Below are 22,349 nucleotides of genomic sequence, written 5' to 3' on the forward strand. Positions count from 1 at the left end.
AATACTGCTTCCGGTTTAATCATCGTTTTGACCTCAAGAGCATGTTGGTTGAATTGGGGCATGCAGTCGTGGCAAGCCCTCCGATGCCATATCGGCTCTTGAAGCTGGCTGAGGGTCATGGGTAATCAGGATGTGTATTGACTCATTCGCAGCCTACAGGTAATATGCGCCCGGAATAAAATTAAACATGACGAGCGCCTCGAAATGACGCAATATACGCGGGCTCGGCTCCAGCACGACTGGAAAGCTATTCAAACAGGGCTGTTGATGACAGTCCGTCTTTTGTTTTTAATTTTATTTCAAGCCCCAATTTGACCCCATAGGCCGGAGCAATGTCACTTCAGTGCGGTAGCTTTTCTCTTTTTTTCCTTTTGAGATAATGTACTTCCATGTACAGTTTCAGTACAGCACGACCAAGGTAGGACATGAGGCAAGTATTATCGCAAGACGAACACCACCGATAACACAAAATTAACGCATTATTTACATTTCAAGTTTTGACTCCATGGATAATATTGACACATGAACTACGCAACCCGGTTTCTGGCGATATCACTAGCCATGTCTATTGCTGGCTGCGCATATGAACCAAAGCAGGTCGAAGCCTCCCGTCCCCTCGTCAATCCATCATCGACCACAGCACTGCAAGCCATGCCAGCAAACCTGCAACAGGCGCTCAACACTCAACCTCAGGGGGCTGCACTTAGCACAAACGGCGTTACCTTCACCCTGGGTCAACGCTATGTGTCGGCCATGGGACGTGAGTGCGTTGACCTCTTGTTCAACAACATGCAAGGCCACTCGCAAAGAAGTGTCGCATGCAAGAGCGAAGAACTGTGGTACCTGATACCTCAATTGGATCAAGCTTCTGTCAGCAGCCTTCTTGCTGAACAATAAAACTCGAAGGTATCTGTTTTGAAAATGAACGTTCGTCATCTGAGTACCCTCCTGTTTCTCATCAGTGCCTCCTGCACCACCATGGCGGCTAGTGCACCGGACCAGGCCCAGGCAAATGGGGCATCATTTGGCTATACCCTGTCGGGTAATTCAGGGGATAACAATCGGCCCCAACTTGGTGGCCAGTCATCGTTGAGTGGTCAGGCCAACACGAGTTCAACAACCGGCAGTTTTGCGCAACAAAATCGGCAGGGCATGTTGCTGCCAGGTGAGGCAGATGTTCGGAAGTTACTGCCACAGGCCGAGGTCGGACTCCCCCCCCCCTATGGCGCCAACCTCTTTGCCGGTGGATATGAAACCGAACGCAGCGATGGTTTGAATGACAATTACCTGATAGCACCAGGTGACAAGCTGAATATCTGGATCTGGGGCGCCGTCAATTTCTCCAATGTGGTAACGGTCGACAATCAGGGCAATATTTTCATCCCTGATGTAGGCCCAATCAATGTCAAGAATGTTCCAGCCAGCCAAATCAATAATCTGGTAACCAGCAAGATTGGTGATGTATTCACCAACAACGTCAACATTTACGTCAATTTGCTGACGACAACCCCAGTGAGTGTATTCGTGACGGGGCCGGTGATCCGCCCAGGCCAATATGCCGGGCAATCGTCTGACAGCGTGCTCTATTTCCTCAAGCGGGCGGGTGGCATTGATTCAGAGCGTGGCAGCTACCGTCAAATCAAGGTCTTGCGCCAAAACCAGGTCCTCCAGCAGATCGACCTGTATGAGTTCATGCAAAAAGGCAAAATGCCCAAGCTTTCCCTCAAAGATCAGGATGTGATCCTGGTGGAACCCCAAGGGCCGATGATCAATGTGGCTGGCAAGGTTCGCAACCCATTCCGCTTCGAATTAAAGCAGCGCAATACACTGGGTTCGGAACTGGTCAATTATGCCCTGCCCCTCGCCAAGGTGAGTCATGTCGGGGTCATTGGCGATCGTGCAAACGGTCCTTTCTCTATTTATCTGCCTTACAAAGATTTTGCCCGGGTCCAACTCAAAGACGGTGACAAGGTGCTGTTCAACGATGACATGCATGCACAAGTTTACGATGTGCAGGTCACCGGCAGTTATATGGGTCCCTCTTACTTCACCGTCCGCAAAGAGACCAAACTGCACGATCTGCTCAACCACATTCCGATCAATCCGGATCTGGCCGATTACCAATCCATCTATCTGATGCGCAAGAGCGTGGCCATCCGGCAAAAAGAGATGCTGGATGAGTCGCTCAACCGGCTGGAGCGCAGCGTATTCACCGCGCCGGCCAGTTCGGATGGTGAGGCGACCATCCGTGCCAAAGAGGCCGAGCTGGTCATGCAATTTGTCGACAAGGCTCGCAAGATTCAGCCCCTGGGCAAGGTCGTGGTCGCCGACAAGGGCATCATCGCCAACATTCAGCTGGAGCAAGGCGACCAGATTGTGATCCCGAACAAGACTGACCTTATCCAGGTGGGTGGTGAGGTGTTGATGCCACAAGCCGTGGTCTACAACGCCAATGCCGACCTCGATGATTATGTCGCCTGGGCCGGTGGGTTTACCGAACGAGCCAATGATCAGCGCATCGCCGTGGTGCATGCCAACGGGCTGGTGGAGTTCAAGGGCCAGGGGAATGTTCAGCCAGGGGATCAGATCATGGTGTTGCCCAAGGTTGACAGCAAAACCATGCAATCTGTCAAAGACATCACCCAGATCATCTATCAGATCGCCGTGGCGGCGAACGTAGCCATCAACTAAACCGCCCACACCGAACAATGCAGGCTCGCCAATCGGCGAGTCTGCCATACGGTAAACGACTCAATGCATAAACCCATTCTCAATCAAACACCTCGAACACCCTTGCAGGTACTGCGCGATGTGACGTTCGGTTTGCTTATCCGAGAACTGAAGACCCGTTTTGGCAGTTACCGGCTGGGCTATGCCTGGGCCCTGCTCGACCCACTGCTCATCATTGGCGCATTCAGCCTCATTTTTGGCATGCGCGGCCATAGCGGATTCGGGGGGGCGCCGGCGCCGCTATTTATCACTGCAAGCTATTTGCCCTTTCTCTTTTTCAAGAATGTCGTGAGCAAGCTTCAATCCGCGGTCAGCGCCAATACTGGGCTGTTCTGCTACCGACAGGTAACCCCCTTTGCCACCTTTGTTGCCCGCTTCATGCTCGAGGCCATGATTGGCATGATAGTGGGCATCATACTGGTGCTGGGGCTGCTCTGGTTCGGGTTCGATGCCATTCCGGCCGATCTGCTGCAGGTCATTCTCATCTATCTGCTGTTGATGGTGTTCTCGTTTTCCCTCGGCATTGTTTTTTGCGTGGCTGGTAACTTATTTCAGGAAGCGGACAAATTTCTTCGCCTCCTAATGATGCCACTGATGTTTATCTCCTGCGTGATGCACCCCCTGATGGCCATACCAGCACAGTATCAGCACTGGTTTTTATGGAACCCGCTGGTGCATGCCGTTGAACTGATTAGAAGCGGCTGGCTCGCCGGTTACAGCAGTCCCAATGTGAGTTGGACCTACCTATTTAGTATCACATTGCTGCTGCTGACCTTTGCCATGAGCTGCTATCGTCTGAGCCATCGCCGGCTGATCGCCAGTTGATCGTCAATGAGTGCGGAATAACATGATCATTCTCGACAATGTATCCAAGTACTACCCCACCAAGTTCGGCCGCAACTATGTGCTGCGGGATGTGAGCATCACACTACCGCGGGATCGCAACATCGGTATTCTGGGGGTCAACGGGGCTGGCAAGTCCACTCTGCTTCGTCTGCTGGGGGGCATGGATACCCCAAGCAAGGGCAAGGTTACGCGCCAATGTCGCGTCTCCTGGCCACTGGCCCTCGGTGGTGGATTTCAAGGCAGCATGACGGGGCGGGAGAACACCCGCTTCGTCTGTCGCATCCACGGAGTGCGCGACACGCAGGCGGTGGAGGAGTGGGTCAAGGAGTTCTCCGAAATAGGTCAGCACTTCGAGCTGCCGATAAAAGCCTATTCCAGCGGCATGAGATCCAAGTTCTCCTTTGCCGTCAGCATGGCCTTTGACTTTGATATCTATCTGACCGATGAGATCACCTCGGTGGGGGATGCCCGTTTCAAACAAAAATGCATCGATGTCTTCAATCAGAAGCGCGAGACAGCGAGCCTTATCATGGTGTCCCACGACATGAAAAACCTGCGCCAGCAGTGCGACATGGGGATATTGCTGCGCAACAGCGCCTTAGAAATATTCGATGATATCGATGATGCCATCCGCATTTATCAGGATCTTTAACAAGTTGCACCCAATATGACTCAACCTATCCGCTCCGAAAGACCATCCCGCTTCGCACGCAAATTGCGCAAGCTCGGCAATGAACCCAAGCAGTTCTTTATCGACTCCAGCGGTTTTCAGATTGCTCACCGCTCCTGGCAGCAGAGTCTCAAACTCGGCAGTTTTCTCTGGGTCTTGGCCTGTTTTACCATAGCGGCTCTCTATCTGGGGGTCATCGCCTCTGACCGTTACGTGAGCCGGGCGGAGATTATCATCAAGCAGGCGGACCAGATCAAGATGCTGCCCGATGCCCTGTCCATGCTGGGTATTGGTGGCAGCAATCATCAAGATGTGCTGCTGATTCAGGATTATCTGAACTCCTGGGATCTGCTGGCCAAGCTGGATAAAGAGCTTGACCTCAAGTCCCATTACCAGAGCGACCAGGCCGACTATTTCTCCCGCCTGCCACAGGATGTCAGCCGGGAAGACTTCATCGAATATTACCGCGATCACCTGACACTGCGCCTGGATGAGCTGTCGGGTGTGCTGACCATCGAATTGCAGGCATTTGACCCCGAATATGGCCAGCGGGTCGTGGGTCTGATGCTCAAGGAGTCCGAGCGTTTTATCAACAAACTGGGGCATCAGGTGGCGCTGGATCAGCTGGCCTTTGTCGAGAAAGAGGTCGATCGGGCCTATCGACGGCTGCAGGATGAGAAGGCCAAGGTGCTGGCGTTTCAAAACAGCCATCAACTCATCAGCCCCGAATCCACCAGCAGCGCGCGTCTCGGGGTCGTCAGCCAGATTGAGGGCGAGCTGGTGAACCAGCAGGCGCAGCTCAAACAACTGCGCAGCTATATGAGAGAGAATGCCCCCGGTGTCATCTCGGTGCAGAGCCGGGTCGATGCCTTGACCCGGCAACTGGAGCAGGAACGTGCCAAGCTCACCGGTCTCGATAAAGATGCCATGAACGAGATCAACGCCGGTTACATGGATGTGCAAACCCAGGCCACTCTGGCAGCAGATCTCTACAAGACGGGACTCATCAGTCTGGAGCAGGCCAGGGTGGAGGCATACCGCAAGCTCAAACACCTGCTGGTTATCAGTCAACCAAGCCTTGCCCAGGATGCGGAATACCCTCGCCGTCTCTACAACCTGGCCACAGTCGGTGTGCTGCTGTTCCTCTTCTACGGGCTGATCGTGATGGGCCTAGCCACCCTGCGTGAGCACCAGGATTGACAACGAGGTGCTGACTTGGACCATACCGGCGAGATCAAGTCTATGGGTATGGCCTATTTCGTGCTTCGCCTGCATTCCTGATTACCGGGAGTGAACAGGGATATTATTGCGGCGCTTAACCAAGGCGCCCTATTGACGAAACACCCACTCTCTTGTCATATCGACGCTTGAGTATCGCATTTCCTACTCTATTTAAGCTGTGAGTCAATCCATTTGCATAATAATAAACGCCCGCGCATTGCGTTAGTGGCCGACCAGTTCACCACGTTCAGCCTGACGCCTGATGCAGACCTTATTCACATCACGCCATCAGACTGGCAATGGAAACTGAGGATATTCAAACCAGACTTTCTGTTTGTCGAGTCAGCATGGAGTGGTCATAAAAATAGTTGGCAAGGAAAAATTGCCAGCTATGCCCATAGCTCCCCGGTCAAACCCGAATTGAGTAAATTGGTGGCATTTTGCCAAAAACGGTACATACCCACCATCTTCTGGAATAAAGAGGACCCCTTTCATTTCGAACGCTTTGCCGATGCCGCGGCGCTGTTCGATGTGGTCTACACCACGGATGCCGATTCAGTCGCTCGCTATCAGGCCCTGCCTCGTCAAGCCTTCCGGCACGTGGGGGTCTTGATGTTTGCTGCCCAGCCACGCTGGTATCAGCCCGCAGCGACGGAAGTACGGGAGTCAGGGATCGCCTTTTTGGGCGGCTATTATGGTAACGAATTGGCAGAGCGTAGCCGGGCACAAGAAGAGGTGTTATATGCACTGCGTGACCAAGGGCTAATCATTTTCGACAGGTTTTGGCAAAAGAACAACGGTTGCAGCTACCCAGAACAACTGCAACCATATTGCAGGCCGGCCATCTCACCGGTATCGGTTGCCAAGGCCTATCGTCAATATCAGCTTTATTTGAACTTCAACACCGTCAGTAAATCACCAACCATGTTATCTCGCCGGGTATTTGAGTTGGCAGCGGCAGGGTGCCCTATTGTCAGTACACCATCGTTAGCAATGGATAACATTTTTGGCAAGAGCATTGTCACGGTGCAGGACGGTAGCGCGGCGCGAGAGTGGTGTGTGCAATTACAGAAAGATATTCGACAAAGAAGCGAATTGGGTAAGCAAGTAAGGGAGATAGTGCTTGCCCAGCATACTTGGCAACACCGGCTGGCACAGCTTAATCGTGACCTCAGCCTTTATTGAGTAGTTTTGGGACAATACTTAAATTCAATTAATTCACACGGGAATGACTATTATGCCGATGAAAGCGCAGCGGGTATTGATGGTATTTGGGACAAGGCCTGAAGCAATCAAGATGGCCCCAATCGTCAAGGCCTTCCAGGCCAATCGCAAGGTGGATATCAGAGTCTGTGTCACAGGACAACACAGAGAGATGCTGGACCAAGTGCTCAATCTGTTCGAGATCAAGCCTGACTATGACCTCAACATCATGAAGCCGGGGCAAGATCTGACCGACGTCACCACCGCCATCTTGCAGGGGTTGAAACCTGTGTTTGCCGAGTTCAAGCCGGATCGTATTCTGGTACACGGTGACACCGCCACCTCCTTTGCCGCGACCCTGGCGGCCTACTATCACCGCATCGCAGTGGGTCATGTTGAAGCCGGCCTGCGCACCGGCAATATCTACTCCCCCTGGCCTGAAGAGGGGATGCGCCGCCTGACCGGGGGGATTGCCGACCAGCACTACACCCCGACCATCAGCTCGCTGAAAAACCTCATTATGGAAAACATCACCCCCGAGACCATCTTCGTCACTGGCAACTCGGTGATCGACGCCCTGATCGAGGTATCCCATCGCATCGACAAGAACGTGGGCATGAAAGCAGAGCTGGCTGCCCGCTTCCCCTTCCTTGACCAGAGCAAGAAGCTGATCCTGGTAACCGGCCACCGCCGTGAGAACCATGGTGATGGTTTCGAGCGCATCTGCAAGGCGCTGGCGGTGCTGGCCCAGCGGGATGACGTGCAGATCGTTTATCCGGTCCACCTCAACCCCAATGTGCAGGAGCCGGTCAATCGCAACCTCAAGGGTCTCGACAACGTGTACCTGATCGAGCCACAGGATTATCTGCCGTTCGTCTACCTGATGAAGCAGAGCTACCTGATCCTGACCGACTCCGGTGGCATTCAGGAAGAGGCACCCACCCTGGGCAAGCCAGTGCTCTGTATGCGCGATACCACGGAGCGCCCTGCCGCCGTCAAGGCTGGCACCGTACGTCTGGTCGGCACCTGTGACGAGACCATCGTCGCCGAGACAGTCCGCCTGCTGGATGACGAGTTGGCCTACCAGGTGATGAGCCACGCCAACAACCCCTATGGGGATGGCAAGACCAGCCAGCGTATCGTCGAGGCCGTGCTGGGTCTGAGTGGCGATTGACAGCAGCCTGCAAGTGGCCTGAGTTACAGATTACATACCTGTCTAGGGGCAAGGGTTATGCCCCTTTTTTACTATCGAGAGCACAAAATAAAATGAAATTCGAAACCATCTCTGTCGTGGGTCTGGGTTATATCGGTTTGCCAACCGCCGCAGTCATCGCCAGCAATGGCATTCGTGTCGTGGGCGTGGATGTCAACCAGCATGCGGTCAACACCATCAACCAGGGCAAGATCCACATCGTGGAGCCAGGTCTGGAAGACCTGGTCAAGCAAGCCGTACAAGATGGCCATCTGAGTGCCCATACCAGCCCGCAGAAGGCGGATGCCTTCTTGATTGCCGTGCCGACCCCCTTCAAGGGCGAGGATCATGAGCCGGATCTGAAGTATATCGAGAGCGCCTCTCGCGCCCTGGCCCCCATGCTGGAGAAAGGCAACCTGGTGGTACTGGAGTCGACCTCTCCGGTCGGTGCCACCGAGCAGATGGCCAAATGGCTGGCGGAAGAGCGTAGCGATCTGACCTTCCCGCACACTGTTGCCGAGGGCCAGACCCCTGATATCTTTGTGGCGCACTGCCCGGAACGGGTCCTGCCTGGCCAGGTGATCCGCGAGCTGGTGGAAAATGATCGCATCATCGGGGGTATGGACAAGGCCAGCACCGCTGCCGCCACCCAGGTCTACAAGATGTTCGTGAAAAAAGGGGAGTGCATCGCGACCGAAGCTCGCACCGCCGAGATGAGCAAGCTGACCGAGAACGCCTTCCGTGACGTCAATATCGCCTTTGCCAACGAGCTCTCGCTTATCTGTGACAAGCAGGGCATCGATGTGTGGGAACTGATCTCCCTGGCCAACCGTCATCCCCGCGTCAATATCCTGCAGCCGGGTTGCGGCGTAGGTGGTCACTGCATCGCGGTCGATCCCTGGTTTATCGTCAACCAAAACCCGGACACAGCTAAACTTATTCGTACTGCCCGTGAAACAAACGATTATAAACCCAAATATGTGGTTGAACAGACCATTAGTGCAGTAGAAGGTATAGTGCATCCAACCATCGCATGCCTGGGTCTAGCATTCAAAGCTGATATCGACGACCTGCGTGAAAGCCCAGCATTGGATATCACTATAGAACTGGCAAAATTGGGTTATAACATCCTGGCAGTTGAACCCAATATCCATGAGCTTCCGAACAAGCTGAACACGCTTGAAAATGTACAACTTGAAACGTTACCAAACGCTCTGAATAAGGCAGATATAATATTGGTGTTAGTAAAACATAGTCAGTTCCTAAATTTATCATCACCCAATAAAGTTTTGGACTTCGTTAATATAACTATGTAATTTAAAAGGAGGGTTGTAGCTAGCAACCCTCCTTATTTAATAAGAGATACATTATGATAAACACAGGGTTTCCAAATTTTAAAATTGAGGATATATCGGAATTCCCTCATTTTCAAAATGAACCAACAGTATATGAAATTGAACCTGTAAAAAACATAACCCTTAGGATATTATCTCATATAAGACCTAACCCTGAGTTTATTGTAGTTTTGTTTAATGGTGCCACCAATAATGAAAGAGATCATAGTCAACCAAACTTCATGCGCTGGAGTTGGGCAGAAGAACACAAATTCTCTTTCATTTCTATTGACGACCCTATAGTTTCTAACTTTAGAACAACAAACCTTGCATGGTATGTAGGAACTGATGAGTTTGACCTTCAAAAGTACATAAATAATATAATAAACACAATATTAACTAAGGTTAAATTATCTACCAACAACGTAGTTTTTTATGGTTCATCTGGAGGTGGATTTGCAGCAATAATGGCAGCCACTATTTTAAAAGGATCAAGTGCAGTTGTAAACAACCCACAAACTGACATCCTGAAGTACTCGAAGAGATTTGTGGAGCTATTTTCCACCTGTTTTGGGAAAGATGAACAAGTAATAAGAGATCATTATTACTACCGTTTCTGTCTAATTAGAGCATTCAAACACTACAACTATATCCCCTCTATCTATTATCGCCAGAACAGCCAAGATCTAACACATGTTAGAAATCATTACATCCCCTTTTTATCTTCATATTTGGAGCTTGTATCAACTGCTGGCACCTTCAATAATAAATTAACTACAGAATTGTTCCATGATGATAGAGGACACAGTTCATTCTCTACAAAAGAAATGTTTAAGGAAGAAATTCTAGCTATACATGCCTCCTCAAGCAACAATGATAAAACAGACATTTCTATTGAGAGATTACAAGAGATTGAGTTAGAGAGAAAAATAACTTGGATTGAAACATCAAATTTGAGTAATGTTCATAACGTAAACATATCTGGGACAATTTTAACTTCTTCAGTAAACACTAAATGTAAACCCGCACTTTTAGCGATCAATACTCAAGAATATGACTATCATATATTGAAGGAAGCAGGACTAAGCTACTCACGAGGGTTAAAATGCGCATTTATGTATATAGAAGTTGAAAAATCAAGACAAGATTTCAATATAAACATACCCGCTTCTTTGTATTTTTCAAAAATTGGTTTTATGGAATGGAAGTCCCCAGGTAAAGTCTTTATAAAAAGACTAAAAATAGGAATACAAGAATGAATGTCAGCTATCTAATAGAAAGAATTAATAACCCTATACAGATAGACTTAAAAACTATTGAAACAGTCAACGTTCAGTCTTATGATTCACTCAAAAAATTGGGTTTTAAGCCTAGAAGCGATTTAGAGCACTACCTGCTAAGCGGTGAAAAATACTGGAATGAAAACCCATTTAATGATAGGAATTGGACATTTCAATTACATGCGTGGAGGAACATAGACCCTATATTATTAGAGTACGACAAAACACGTAACACAGATCTTTTGATTGAAGCCTCAGTTGTTATGAAGTCATGGTTTGATTTCTCTAGAGAAAACAAGCACAAATTTTTATGGTATGATATGGCAGTAGGCCTTAGGGCTCAAAAAATTGCATACATTGCTTACCACATGAAATGTAATAATGTGAGTCAATACAATTGGTTTACAGAGTTGGCAAAGGAACATATCCTTAGACTCCTAGATGACAGCGAATTTTCATTAAACAATCATGGTATATTTCAAGTTCATGGGCTTATGGCCCTATCAAATACATTTTATAATGGTTGTGGCATTGAAAACCCCCTGAGAGACAAAGCTTCATCTAGGGAAAGTGCGAACAAGTATCCCACGAACAAAAAATGAAAATTTTAGTCATTTAATATCAATTGGTTACCAGTAAATGCTCTCGTGCCATATGACTTATTCGCACCTTCCCTAGAATTATAAAACTCTGGAGAAATCAATTTTACCCAGAAGGTATACACACCGAGAACTCTCCTGAATACCACATCTTCGCTTACAATAAGTTCAAGACTATTCTGCAATGCGGCTGGTATGATGATCTAGGCATTACAGATGAAATAGAGAATGTTCGGAAGAATTTTTTTTGGCTTTGCCGGCCCAATGGCGAATTATATCCATTTGGTGACTCAGGAACTTCAAAACCACACTTAATAAAAGACTTGGTTGATGATGAACTTAGATTCTCGCCAGAACATCAAAGTATTTATTATAAGATGTTCTCACAAAGCGGATATTTTAGTGCGAAGAACTCAACTGCCGGTATTTTTTTTTCCACAGCTAAACGAAGCACAGTACATAGCCACTCAGATCAGCTAAGTTTTGAATGGTTCGATTTTGACGAGCCAATTATAGTTGATGCTGGCAAGTATGGCTATACAAGTGGGCCGGAAAGAAGGTACGTCCTTTCTGCTGATGCACATAATTGTTTGCTTATTAACCAAAAACCAGTAACTACAGAACTATTTAAATCAAATGTCATAAAATTTGAGAAGCTAAATAGCGGCATTTTGATTAGTGCATTTTTACAAGGTGATGCTTCGAGTCAAACAAGAAGCATATATTTTTCACCAGGAAATTTCTTGCTAGTAATTGATGACTTCACTACAGAAAAAATAAGCGAAATAAAACAAAAGTTTCAATTTAACTACACATCTGAAATTAATGACGACAGTGATAGCTTGACGCTTAAAAATAAAACAATAATAAGTTATGACGTGGATTTTTACTCTAAGGATACCAAGAACGATATATCCACGAAAATAATTTCTGGAACAGAAAACGATAGACTGGCATCTTTTGTTTCAGATAAATATAAATCACTTAAAACAGCGCCTTCCATTATAAATGTCATTGAGGCAAGCTCAGGCGTAATAGCAACCATTTTTTCCAAAAAAGAAAATCTTTACAAAGTAAAACTAGAAGACTCAAAAACAATATCTATTTCATCGATATTTAAATCAGAAAAAATAAGGTTTTGTTAATATGAAAAACTTAACTTTAGAAAGTTATTTTTATAATGAAATACAACGTGAGCTTAGCATTCACTGGACAGCTAGCAATTGTTTGGAAGGTGTATTTAAGGAAGAAAAAATCACCTTGAAATATGAAAGGGACGTTTTTATTGATGACGCTATAATACATTTTATTTTTGCTTCTGTAGTCATCCCCTGTTATGCAATTATACATAAAAACTATAATATTAGCATTTACTCACATTTACGCTCTCCTATGCATGAGAGTGTATTTAAAGAGATATGTCTATACCATAACATTAAAAATGTTATCTATAAATCAAACGTTACGAATGACAGGCCAGCAACGATCCCTGTCTCTGATAAAGTTGGTTTATTCTATGGCGGAGGTAAAGACTCCCTAGTTTCTGCAGCCATTCAAGGAGAGATATTTGGGGAGGAAAAAATCAACCTACTAAGACTTGTTTGGGATGAAGATATAAATAACTTAGAAAAAAAATCAAATATAATAAACGAAAGTCTAGAATTCATGAGTGGTAAAGGCTTTTCATCTGCAAAAGTTATTAGCGACTTTCACTTTAAGGTAATTAATAGAAGTGTTGGTAAAATCCCGGGATTGGCACTTTATTCAGCCTTCATGGCACCAATCTTTGTTAAAGAAAATTATCGTTTACTTTCATTTGGATATGATAGCACTGAATTTCACAATTCCGTTAGCAAAAATAGAGCAATTCCATTTAGAAATTCTAGGCCAAATATTATTTCGCATCTATCTAATGCTATTTTTATGTCTACTGGGCTAGCAATTAATTTCAAAAACTTCAACTATAGCATAACACCTTATGTTGCTTTTAAACTACTATCATGCAGATATAATGACTATTATTCAAATCTATATATGTGCGAGAGATTAGCCGGGAAATGGTGCTTGAAATGTAGGAAGTGCATTACTTATGCATTTGCCTGTCTTGCAAATAAGCAACCTTGCGACTTCAATCTAAAGTACTTCTTTGAAAAATCTAAGTATGTAAATGATTTGGCTTTAGAAACAGTTGACAAGTCAGTCAATGAACTAAATGGATTACATATAGACAAATTTAGTCATCCAAAACACTTCTGTGCAACTGTGGAGCTTGTTAATGATATTGATTTGGATTATGCAAAAAAAGAGTTGCTTGACCTAAAATACCCAAGGGCTTATTACAACTTTATTGTAATAGCTCTCAGATACCGTCACCTAAAATATGAAGATCACTCATCATTTTGGTTGGCTGCATATGAGCAAGAGAGTCAACATCTAAATAATGACCCAGATAATAAAATAAAAAATTCATTATTGAATATTTTAAAAGAAAGCAATATAAAAATCATTGAAAACAAAAAAATAACTGGATTAAATAGAGATGTTGAAGTTTACTATGATTATAATTAACATTATTTCAAACAAGTTCCATCAACTAATTCGTAGGTTATGTCTAAGCTCCAATAATGAACGACTAATTGGTTATTGGGCAATGAAGAATATTACTAAAAATGGGAGTCGCTCGGCGTCAAATTCACGACTCATATTCCAACAGTTTAAAGACAGCTATCCAAATCTCGCCATAAAGTATGGGGGACTTGCGATAGACGTTTATTTTGATCCAAGCTTCAATGCAGTTTATGCGAATAGACTGAGGAAATTAGGGAAAGACCATGAAGCACAGATTATCGAAGATCAGCTTACAAATTTAGATAAAGTTAAACCAAATAAATCGAATATTGATATTGTATACAAAACACTGAGCAAGCATAAAGACGCATTAAATGCTTCAAAATGGCATAAATTTCTAGTTTTGTTAGACCCGAGCTCAAAATCAATCTCATCAAGAAAGTTTTTCATATACTTCAAAGATATAGATGCAGAACTGTCGTGCGAGTTGGGTTCTGACTATGTACTAGCACATCCAAGTGATATCAAATTTGCCGAAGTATTTTTAAAACGTGCAGTTAGTACACTGAATGCGTCAAAATTTAGAAGCCTATGCATTGAACTTTCAAACAAGTCTAATGAAATATTATATAGTTTATACATCATAAAATTTAAAGTTGAGGAAATGATTGAGAAGCACGGAGAACAAGTTGGCTCTTTGGATGAAATAGAACTCACAATGAACACTGAGCAGGACATTAAGCGATTCCTACAATTTGCTTTCATGGCATGCAAGGACAAATACTCACCATTGAATCAATGTGTTGCAGAAAAATTAACTAAACACACTTTAGATTGCCGCTGGTCTCGTAAACTTGCTGATTACTATCTGTCTATAGGAAGTATAAAAAAAGCTAAACTTGTGATTGAAAACGCTGAAGCATCAGAATTAGTTTTACGTAAAAGAAACTCAATAAATAGCTTCAGCAAACTTTATGAATATGGTTTTGAAGGAAGCACTATTTCTTCCCTCTCCCCAGACTACAACCCCTCTGAGAGTGGGGTGCTATATTTACTACACAACCGACTACCATATAACTCCGGTGGGTATGCAACTCGCTCCCATGGTATTCTGACCTCAATTGATAAGAAATGGAATATTCAAGGCGTTTCAAGACTAGGGTACCCTCAGGATAGAGAAGGATTCGAAAATGAAGATTTCATCAACTACCATGATATCGATGGAGTTCGATATCATGCATTAAAAGCCGATGGAAATTCCTTTGGTCAGATCCCACTTGATGACTATATTTCAGAATATTCTAGCGCACTCAAAGAGAAGTGTTTTATCGAGCGGCCATCGATAATTCATGCTGCATCTAACTACATGAATGGTTTGGCTGCAGTTAAAATAGCGAAAGAGTTAGGAATCGCGTCAGTTTATGAAGTACGCGGGCTTTGGGAAATAACAAGAATATCTAGGGAGCCAGAATGGAAAGATAGTGAATACTATCAAATGATGGTCAATCTTGAAGCTCAAGCTGCTAAAAATGCAGATGCAGTATTTACTCTTACCAATGCACTCAAGAATGAGTTAATAAGCCGCGGCGTAGCAGCAAAGAAAATTCATCTATTACCAAATGGCGTAGATTCATCAAGATTTGTACCAAAACCTAGAAATCATGAACTTGCATCCAAGCTTGGCTTGGAGGACAAGATTATAATTGGTTTCTTAGGCTCCGTAGTTCAATACGAAGGTGTTGAGTACATTATCCAAGCAGCATCAATTCTAAGGCAACAAGGAATAAATAACTTCGCAGTCCTTATTGTTGGTGACGGTGCGGTTATTGATAATGTAAAAAAAATCACATCTGAACTTAATATGACCGATTATGTAACATTTACAGGTCGAGTCCCTCATGATGAAATTGAAGATTACTACTCTATTGTAGATATCTGCCCTTTACCAAGAAAGGGACTGCCTGTCTGTGAAATGGTATCGCCACTCAAGCCCTTTGAAGCCATGGCCATGGGTAAAGTGGTCGTATCTTCGGATGTTGCAGCTCTGGCAGAAATTATCGATGATGGGGTTACAGGACTATTGCATAGAAAAGATGATCCTGAAGATCTGGCTAGAAAAATAAGTGAGCTGATCATGGATCCTGACCTTCGAATTAGGCTAGGACAAGCGGCCCGTGAGTGGGTTGTGGCTGAACGCGATTGGAAGGTAATCGCCAAACGCGTTGATAACGTTTATCGTAGTCTGCTTGGTCAATAAGCGTGTCGATTCTTTTAAAGAAAGCTGGGCTGCTCACTCGATGGGCAGCCAAAAAAAATATCTCTGGGGCAGTCACATTGTTGCACAGATTTTTCCCCCAACACATATACCATGTTTCTTACTTTTTCCTGACCAAGAAGAATAATGCCCGTAAAGCATATGCTATTAGTGACTCGTGGTCACCGAAGCAGGATAAAGAGCAGAAATATAAGGTGAGAGTCAACGAGATTTGTCGAGTAATCTCATCATCTAACGTTAGTTTCATTGATGCCACTCACAGCAAGACCCGCCATATCCAGTTCAATAAAAATGTACTGTTTTGCCTACATAACTCGGCACCTTATGATCTGGCAGGATACTGGCATCGCACCTCAGCCATCTTCTCATCACTAAAACCAATCGGTATCACTCTATCGGCGGTAACACGTCCAGGATATCCTTGGGATCTGATCAAGCATCGACAAGAGCCTTACCTCAATAGTGACACTCTTGATGGCGTAACTATCTATCGATTGGATAATCATGAATATCAATATCGTCAAGTGGCTGATAGCAAATATGTGCAACACTATGCAGAACAGACTGCAAAAATTGCGGAGCAATCAGACATCAGTGTCATTCATGGACATTCAAACTACCTCAATGGTTTAGCCGCCGTCCAGGCGGCAAGACTCATTGGCATTAAAAGTGTTTATGAGGCTAGAGGTCTGTGGCATTACACTCGACTTTCCAAAGAACCGGAATATCAACATACAGATATGTTCAAGTATGACGATAATATGGAAAGAATGGCTATGAATGAGGCGGATGCTATCGTTACATTGTCCACTGCAATGAAGTCATTAATTATATCGTGGGGTATAGCTGAACATAAAGTATGGGTCATTCCAAATGCTGTGAACACGAATGTATTCAAACCTCAGGAAAGAGCACATGGACTCCGTAAAAAGATCACTTCTAACGAGACCTTTCTGATTGGATTTATTGGTTCAATTACTGTTTATGAAGGACTCGATGAACTTATCTCCGCGTGTGTCCATCTGAACAGGTCTGGATTGAATATACACTTGGCCATCGTAGGATCCGGACCATATGAGGATGAAATTAGCACCTTGGCCGCGCAACATAAATGTGTCAGCTACCATGGTCGTATCCCTCATGACGAGGTAAACGACTGGTACTCTGTGTTCGACATGTGTGCGTATCCACGAAGAGCCGATATCGTTTGCAAATATGTTCCACCGATGAAGGTTCTTGAAGCAATGGCGATGGGGGTCCCCGTGTTGGTTTCTAACCTACCGCCATTAGTTGAGTTGGTAAATGATGGTAACGTTGGAACCATATGTGATTCCAACAACCAAACGTCTCTATGTAGTAAAATAGAATACATGTACCATCATCAGGAACAGATCAAACTATTGGCTGAAAATGCCGTCCATTGGGTTAATAACAATAGAACTTGGTATCGCAACGCGATGCTTTATCAGCAAATGTATCATAGTCTTTATCAAGATTCAGACACCTGATGAGCCAGATATCATTTATCATACCTTATTTCAATAGAGATATTGGTTTTGAAACAAGACTGACGAATAACACAGCCATCGAGGTAGTCAGATTTTTAGGCGAAGTCATGATTTATGACCAAAGCTACCTGAGTCAAAATGGGGGAGTGAGTAAAGCACCAAACATACATTATAAAAACGTACCACTTGACTCCGCCATGCCATTCTCACCAGGAATGGCCCGTAATCAAGCCATTACATCTGCCAGTTTCGGTTTTATTTTTCTTCTTGATGTGGATCTGCTTTGTTCTGAAGCCTTAATTAAGGACTTGTCTCAACAGGCAGAGCTGTTATCCGATAAAAGTCTTACTGCCTTTGAAATGTATCCCTGCCTCTATCTGACCAAGGAAGAGACGGAGCGGTTTGACGGGGATTTTCAGGGCTGTCTGGAGTCCTTCTTACGTGGTGAAAACCACAGGGTGGAGGGCATCGCCCTGGCCAGCAGTTGCCTGCTGATGAACCGCGAGTGGTTCTTGCAGCTGGGGGGCTTTGACGAGCAGTTTGTCGGCCATGGCGGCGAAGATCTGGAGCTGATAGACCGGCTCACCCGCCACTATCCCATAGGGCCTCGTCCTGCTGACTATGCCCTCAATATCAAGGCCCAGCATCCGGGAGATTATCAGGGCTTTCGCCGCTATTTCAGCTACTATGCCCTCCCCCACCTGTTTGCCGGTCGCTTCCTGGTGCATCAATGGCACCCGCGACCCCTGACGCACCCTTATCACAAGCGACGGGCGGGCAATGATCAGTTACTGGAACAGATGCTGTCACGCAGCGAGGCTGAGCGAGGCCCCCTGAAGGGGCCCGTGGTGCCCTGCAATGACCTCAATGGCGAGCTGCCGGACTTTCGGGAGTGGATGATCCGCCTGCAGGAAGAGGCGGGGTATCCCGTCAGCGAGTACCCGGGGCTGTTACGCTGGCAGGATGGGATCACGCTCAGGCGCCCGCTGTGGCGCAAAGTACGCAAGCTCTACCTCAACCCACGGGCTTTTTTCAGAGACATGTTCAAACCCACATCTCGCTGAATCTTATTATTTGAGCAACTTGTATGACTCTATGGACTCAATCTGGCGGCATTCTAGCCCGCAGCACCCAGATCAGCGCCTGCCTTGATCAGCCGTTGGCGCGTTTCACTTCTGATGCCACGCCCCAACCTGGCGATGCGCTGGTTGGCTGGGGCCAGAAGGCCAATGCCCGTCAGATCAAGCAGCAGGCACAAGATCTTGGCCTGCCCTATTGGCAACTGGAAGATGGCTTTATCGGCTATATCGGTCATCCGGCCAATGGCGGCAAGGCGGTCTCCCTTATCGCCGATCCGGTCGGTATCTATTACGATGCCCGCCAGCCCAGCCAGCTTGAACAGCTTATCGCCACCCCCTGTGACGCCGCCATGCTGGCGCGAGCCGAGCGGCTTGTCCATGAGCTGGTGCGCCTTGGGGTCACCAAATACAACTGCTATGCCGGGCGACCCGCCTCTCTCTCTTCTTGTTCGGCGACCAGCCTGACGGCGAAGGATGTCGCCGGGCTGCCTATGGCACTGGCCCAGCGCCTGCTGCAAGATGGCCGGCCCTGCGTCTTGCTGGTGGATCAGGTGGCCGGGGATCTCTCCATTCCCGGCGCCCTGGCAAGCGAGGCGGACTTTATCGCCATGGTGGAGGCGGCGCGGCGCAATCATCCCGATGCCCGTCTCTTGCTTCGTACCCACCCGGACACCCGCTTTGGCAAGAAGCGTGGCGTGCTGGCCAGACTGAAACTGAGGGATATAGAGATCGTTGCTGACCATTGTCATCCCCATGCCCTGCTCAACCTGGTGGACGCCGTTTACACAGTGTCATCCCAGCTTGGCTTCGAAGGACTGCTGCTCGGCAAATCGGTGTATTGCTTCGGCATGCCGTTTTATGCCGGTTGGGGTCTGACCCAGGACAGCAAACAGTGTAAACGCCGCAACGTTCAGGTGTCACTGGCCCAACTGGTGGCGGCGGCGCTGATCTGCTATCCCCGCTATCTGGATCCCGTGCTTGGTCAACGCTGCGAGGTGGAAGAGGTGATCGCCATCATCGCCCGTCAGCAGAAGGCAGCACCGCGCTGGCGCAGGCTCTATCTGGTGGGGTTCTCCTTGTGGAAGCGCGCCTTTATGCAGGCCTTCTGCCACCCCCTGGCCGAGGAACTTTGCTTTGTGCGCAAGCCGCCAAAACGGCTGACCGGTGACGAGCAGGTGCTGGTGTGGGGCAGTCGTTACCCCGAGCTCACCTCGGCCATTCGGGTGGAAGATGGCTTTATCCGCTCCAGGGGGCTTGGCTCCAACCTGTGCCGCCCCTCTTCCCTGTCGCTGGATCCCGTCGGGATCTATTTCGACAGCCGCAGCCCCAGCGGGCTCGAGCAACTGCTCAATTATCAGGAGCTGACCCAGTCACAGCTCGACCGTGGCGAGCTACTGCTCACCCTGCTGCGCGAAAACAAGGTGAGCAAATACAATGTCGGCGCCCCGGCGCACTTCACGCCTCCCGCCGATGGCCGCCCTCTGGTGCTGGTGGTGGGCCAGGTGGATGGGGATGCCTCTATCCTGACCGGCAGCCCGACCATTCGCAGCAACGAGCAGTTGCTGTGGGCGGTGCGCGCCGCCAAGCCAGAGGCCCACATCCTCTACAAACCCCACCCGGATGTGGTGGCGGGCAATCGAGCCGGGGCTATTTCTGCGGCCTGCCTGGCGGAGTGCGTGGACAGCCAGGTGCTGGATATCGGCCTGACCAGCCTCTATCCCCACGTGGACGAGCTGCACACCATGACTTCTCTGAGCGGCTTCGAGGCGCTGGTGCAAGGGGTCAAGGTGACGACCTGGGGCCAGCCCTTCTACAGCGGCTGGGGGCTGACCACAGATGCCCATCCCCCGGCCCGGCGCCAGCGCTCACTCCCCCTGGCGGCACTGGTCTATCTGACCCTGGTAGCCTATCCGCTCTATATCGATTGGCAGAGCGGACTCTGGATAAGTCCGGAACAGTTGATCCGCCAACTGGCCACACAAGGCCAATCATCTACCCGCAAGTCGAGCCGCTGGCAGCGCTGGCAAGTCAAGCTGAGTTATCTGGTGCAGACCCTGCTGCAACGCCCCTCCCTTCCCCAGTTGATGAGATAAGTCGTACATGAAGATTTTGCTGCTGCAAGGACCGCTGGGCCCCTTCTTTCAGACCCTCAGCCAGGTGCTTTCCGACGCTGGCCACGAGGTCTACAAGATCCATTTCAACGGGGGGGATGAGTGCTGGCGCTGCGTGGGCCATAGCGAACGCTTCACCGGCAAGCCGGATACCTGGAACACCTTCTTTCGCCGCTTCATCAAGCGCCATGGCATCGACAGTCTCATCTGTTACGGTGATTGCCGTTACTACCATCAGAAGGCCATCCGTATCTGCAAGCTGAAAAAAATCCGTGTCTGGGCCATGGAGGAGGGCTACCTGCGTCCCGACTTCGTGACCCTGGAGCAAGGGGGCGTCAATGCCTTCAGCCCGCTCTATGCCAAGCGTGACTCGCTGGCCGAGATGACATGGCCAGCGCCTTATGAGGCGCCGCTGAAGGTGGGCAAGACCTTCGCCCGCCGGGCCTGGTATGCCAGCCGCTACCACATCAACAAGAACCTGTTGCGCTGGCGCTACCCCCATTTCGTCAATCACAGGCCCTGGAGTCTCTATCAGGAGGCCAGGGGCTGGGTCGCTGGGGGCCTGGTGAAGTGGAAGCACAGATGGAGCGACCACTCCCTGCTCAAGGCCCTGCCCCGGCACAAGGGGCATATCTTCTTCGTGCCGCTGCAGGTCACCGAAGACTTTCAGATCCGGGAGCATTCGGATTTGAGCGGGGTGGAAGAGATGGTCGCCCAGGTGATGAACTCCTTCGCCGAGCACGCCCGCCGTGAGGATGTGCTGCTGTTCAAGCACCACCCCATGGATCGGGGCTATGTCAGTTATCAATCCCAGATCAACCGGTTGGTGACACTGCTCGGGCTGGAAGGGCGGGTGTTCTATGGCTATGAGCTGCCACTGCCCACCCTCTATCCACTGCTCAAAGGGGTTATCACCATCAACAGCACGGTAGGCCTCTCCGCCCTGTTGCACCATGTGCCGACCTTCTGCATGGGGCGGGCCCTCTATGATCTGCCAGGTCTGACGACAAGAGGCTCCCTTGAAGGGTTTTGGCACAAACAAGATCCGGTTTGCAAAAAGACCTTCGAACGGATGCGCCAGTCATTGCTGCATCTGACCCAGCTCAATGCCAGCTTCTACCGTCATCTGGACATGGGTGCCATGGCCGTGGTGGAGAAGATCCAGCAGCACAATGTGCAGGCCCTCTCTGCCCAGAAGAGTCAACGCGCGGCAACACCTTCCGGCGTTGTCGGGGCCTTGGCCATCCTGAGTGCATTTTGCCTCCTGACCGAGGAGATGCTCACTCCGGTGACCATGCTCTAAATAGCTGTTCCGAATAGTAGATCACAGGAGGAAGGGAACTCAGTCCAGTTTGTGCGATCTCATTAGGCGCGAAACAAAACAAGCCACACCAAAAGGACTGAGTTGATGCCTATCCTACCACCCCTGCCACGACCACAACGGCGCCGCATTCACAAAATCATCCATGCCACGCGTGATAAAGGGCATGCTCGTCGCTTGATGGCCATCTTGCTGTTCCAGGTCGAACGCCGTGTTCATGTCCATCGCCACCGCTTCAATCTGCTGGCATCGCTCGCCGAGCTGCTCGAAGAAGGGACGGATAGCGGCCCTGCTGTTGCCGTGCCCCACCCACAGGACGCGGGTTCGCTCGGCATCCATGATCACGGTGGCATAGCGGTGTCCCTTGTGCAGGGCAAACTCATCCATCACCAGCCGCCGCACCTCCCCAAGT

The 22,349-nt window shown here is 48.3% G+C and carries 17 protein-coding genes and 3 pseudogenes; 19 read left to right on the top strand and 1 reads right to left on the bottom strand.

Annotated features, from left to right (window positions below; all coding sequences use genetic code 11):
• From ACNPAA_RS17665 to ACNPAA_RS17755, 19 genes and pseudogenes are all read left to right on the top strand, one after another.
• Positions 1-125: pseudogene (locus tag ACNPAA_RS17665) on the top strand (IS1595 family transposase); the annotation flags it as partial.
• 397 nt (positions 126-522) lie between these two features.
• The gene (locus ACNPAA_RS17670) at positions 523-897 is read left to right on the top strand and encodes a hypothetical protein (RefSeq protein ID WP_161470123.1); all 375 of its coding nucleotides are present in this window, start codon (positions 523-525) and stop codon (positions 895-897) included.
• Positions 898-921: 24 nt separating this feature from the next.
• The gene (locus ACNPAA_RS17675) at positions 922-2,691 is read left to right on the top strand and encodes a polysaccharide biosynthesis/export family protein (RefSeq protein WP_417891928.1); all 1,770 of its coding nucleotides are present in this window, start codon (positions 922-924) and stop codon (positions 2,689-2,691) included.
• Between the two features lie 63 nt (positions 2,692-2,754).
• On the top strand, positions 2,755-3,555 hold the full coding sequence (locus ACNPAA_RS17680) for an ABC transporter permease (RefSeq protein WP_417891914.1): 801 nt from the start codon (positions 2,755-2,757) through the stop codon (positions 3,553-3,555).
• 22 nt (positions 3,556-3,577) lie between these two features.
• The gene (locus ACNPAA_RS17685) at positions 3,578-4,228 is read left to right on the top strand and encodes an ABC transporter ATP-binding protein (RefSeq protein WP_417891915.1); all 651 of its coding nucleotides are present in this window, start codon (positions 3,578-3,580) and stop codon (positions 4,226-4,228) included.
• A gap of 15 nt (positions 4,229-4,243) precedes the next feature.
• The gene (locus ACNPAA_RS17690) at positions 4,244-5,446 is read left to right on the top strand and encodes a sugar transporter (protein WP_417891916.1); all 1,203 of its coding nucleotides are present in this window, start codon (positions 4,244-4,246) and stop codon (positions 5,444-5,446) included.
• A 246-nt stretch (positions 5,447-5,692) separates the two neighbouring features.
• Positions 5,693-6,652 carry a CgeB family protein gene (locus tag ACNPAA_RS17695; RefSeq protein WP_417891917.1) on the top strand — a complete coding sequence of 320 codons (960 nt, stop codon included), beginning with the start codon at positions 5,693-5,695 and terminating at the stop codon, positions 6,650-6,652.
• A 112-nt stretch (positions 6,653-6,764) separates the two neighbouring features.
• On the top strand, positions 6,765-7,844 hold the full coding sequence (wecB, locus tag ACNPAA_RS17700; RefSeq protein WP_417891918.1) for a non-hydrolyzing UDP-N-acetylglucosamine 2-epimerase: 1,080 nt from the start codon (positions 6,765-6,767) through the stop codon (positions 7,842-7,844).
• Between the two features lie 92 nt (positions 7,845-7,936).
• On the top strand, positions 7,937-9,178 hold the full coding sequence (gene wecC, locus ACNPAA_RS17705; RefSeq protein ID WP_417891919.1) for a UDP-N-acetyl-D-mannosamine dehydrogenase: 1,242 nt from the start codon (positions 7,937-7,939) through the stop codon (positions 9,176-9,178).
• A gap of 53 nt (positions 9,179-9,231) precedes the next feature.
• The gene (locus ACNPAA_RS17710; protein WP_417891920.1) at positions 9,232-10,455 is read left to right on the top strand and encodes a hypothetical protein; all 1,224 of its coding nucleotides are present in this window, start codon (positions 9,232-9,234) and stop codon (positions 10,453-10,455) included.
• A complete protein-coding gene (locus ACNPAA_RS17715; RefSeq protein WP_417891921.1) occupies positions 10,452-11,078 on the top strand; it encodes a hypothetical protein in 627 nt (208 codons plus the stop codon). The genes ACNPAA_RS17710 and ACNPAA_RS17715 overlap by 4 nt, the downstream gene beginning before the upstream one ends.
• A gap of 374 nt (positions 11,079-11,452) precedes the next feature.
• Complete coding sequence (locus ACNPAA_RS17720) at positions 11,453-12,220, top strand: heparinase II/III domain-containing protein (RefSeq protein ID WP_417891922.1); 768 nt, start codon at positions 11,453-11,455, stop codon at positions 12,218-12,220.
• A gap of 1 nt (position 12,221) precedes the next feature.
• On the top strand, positions 12,222-13,643 hold the full coding sequence (locus tag ACNPAA_RS17725) for a hypothetical protein (protein WP_417891923.1): 1,422 nt from the start codon (positions 12,222-12,224) through the stop codon (positions 13,641-13,643).
• 82 nt (positions 13,644-13,725) lie between these two features.
• Complete coding sequence (locus ACNPAA_RS17730; protein WP_417891924.1) at positions 13,726-15,900, top strand: glycosyltransferase family 4 protein; 2,175 nt, start codon at positions 13,726-13,728, stop codon at positions 15,898-15,900.
• Between the two features lie 2 nt (positions 15,901-15,902).
• Complete coding sequence (locus ACNPAA_RS17735) at positions 15,903-17,426, top strand: glycosyltransferase family 4 protein (protein ID WP_417891925.1); 1,524 nt, start codon at positions 15,903-15,905, stop codon at positions 17,424-17,426.
• Positions 17,426-18,490, top strand: coding sequence for a galactosyltransferase-related protein (locus ACNPAA_RS17740; protein ID WP_417891926.1), 1,065 nt, complete (start codon positions 17,426-17,428; stop codon positions 18,488-18,490). Before ACNPAA_RS17735 ends, ACNPAA_RS17740 begins: the two co-directional genes overlap by 1 nt.
• 23 nt (positions 18,491-18,513) lie before the next feature.
• Complete coding sequence (locus ACNPAA_RS17745; protein WP_417891927.1) at positions 18,514-20,598, top strand: capsular polysaccharide biosynthesis protein; 2,085 nt, start codon at positions 18,514-18,516, stop codon at positions 20,596-20,598.
• Between the two features lie 7 nt (positions 20,599-20,605).
• Positions 20,606-21,919 carry a capsule biosynthesis protein gene (locus tag ACNPAA_RS17750; protein WP_161653794.1) on the top strand — a complete coding sequence of 438 codons (1,314 nt, stop codon included), beginning with the start codon at positions 20,606-20,608 and terminating at the stop codon, positions 21,917-21,919.
• 105 nt (positions 21,920-22,024) lie between these two features.
• Positions 22,025-22,153, top strand: a pseudogene (locus tag ACNPAA_RS17755) (IS630 family transposase); the annotation flags it as partial.
• On the opposite strand, the pseudogene ACNPAA_RS17760 reads toward ACNPAA_RS17755, so the two are convergent.
• Positions 22,133-22,349 (bottom strand): annotated as a pseudogene (locus ACNPAA_RS17760) (transposase); the annotation flags it as partial. The pseudogenes ACNPAA_RS17755 and ACNPAA_RS17760 overlap by 21 nt on opposite strands.

This window comes from Aeromonas sp. PS2Canimalfood6, from assembly GCF_048276795.1.
Taxonomy (GTDB): domain Bacteria; phylum Pseudomonadota; class Gammaproteobacteria; order Enterobacterales; family Aeromonadaceae; genus Aeromonas; species Aeromonas caviae.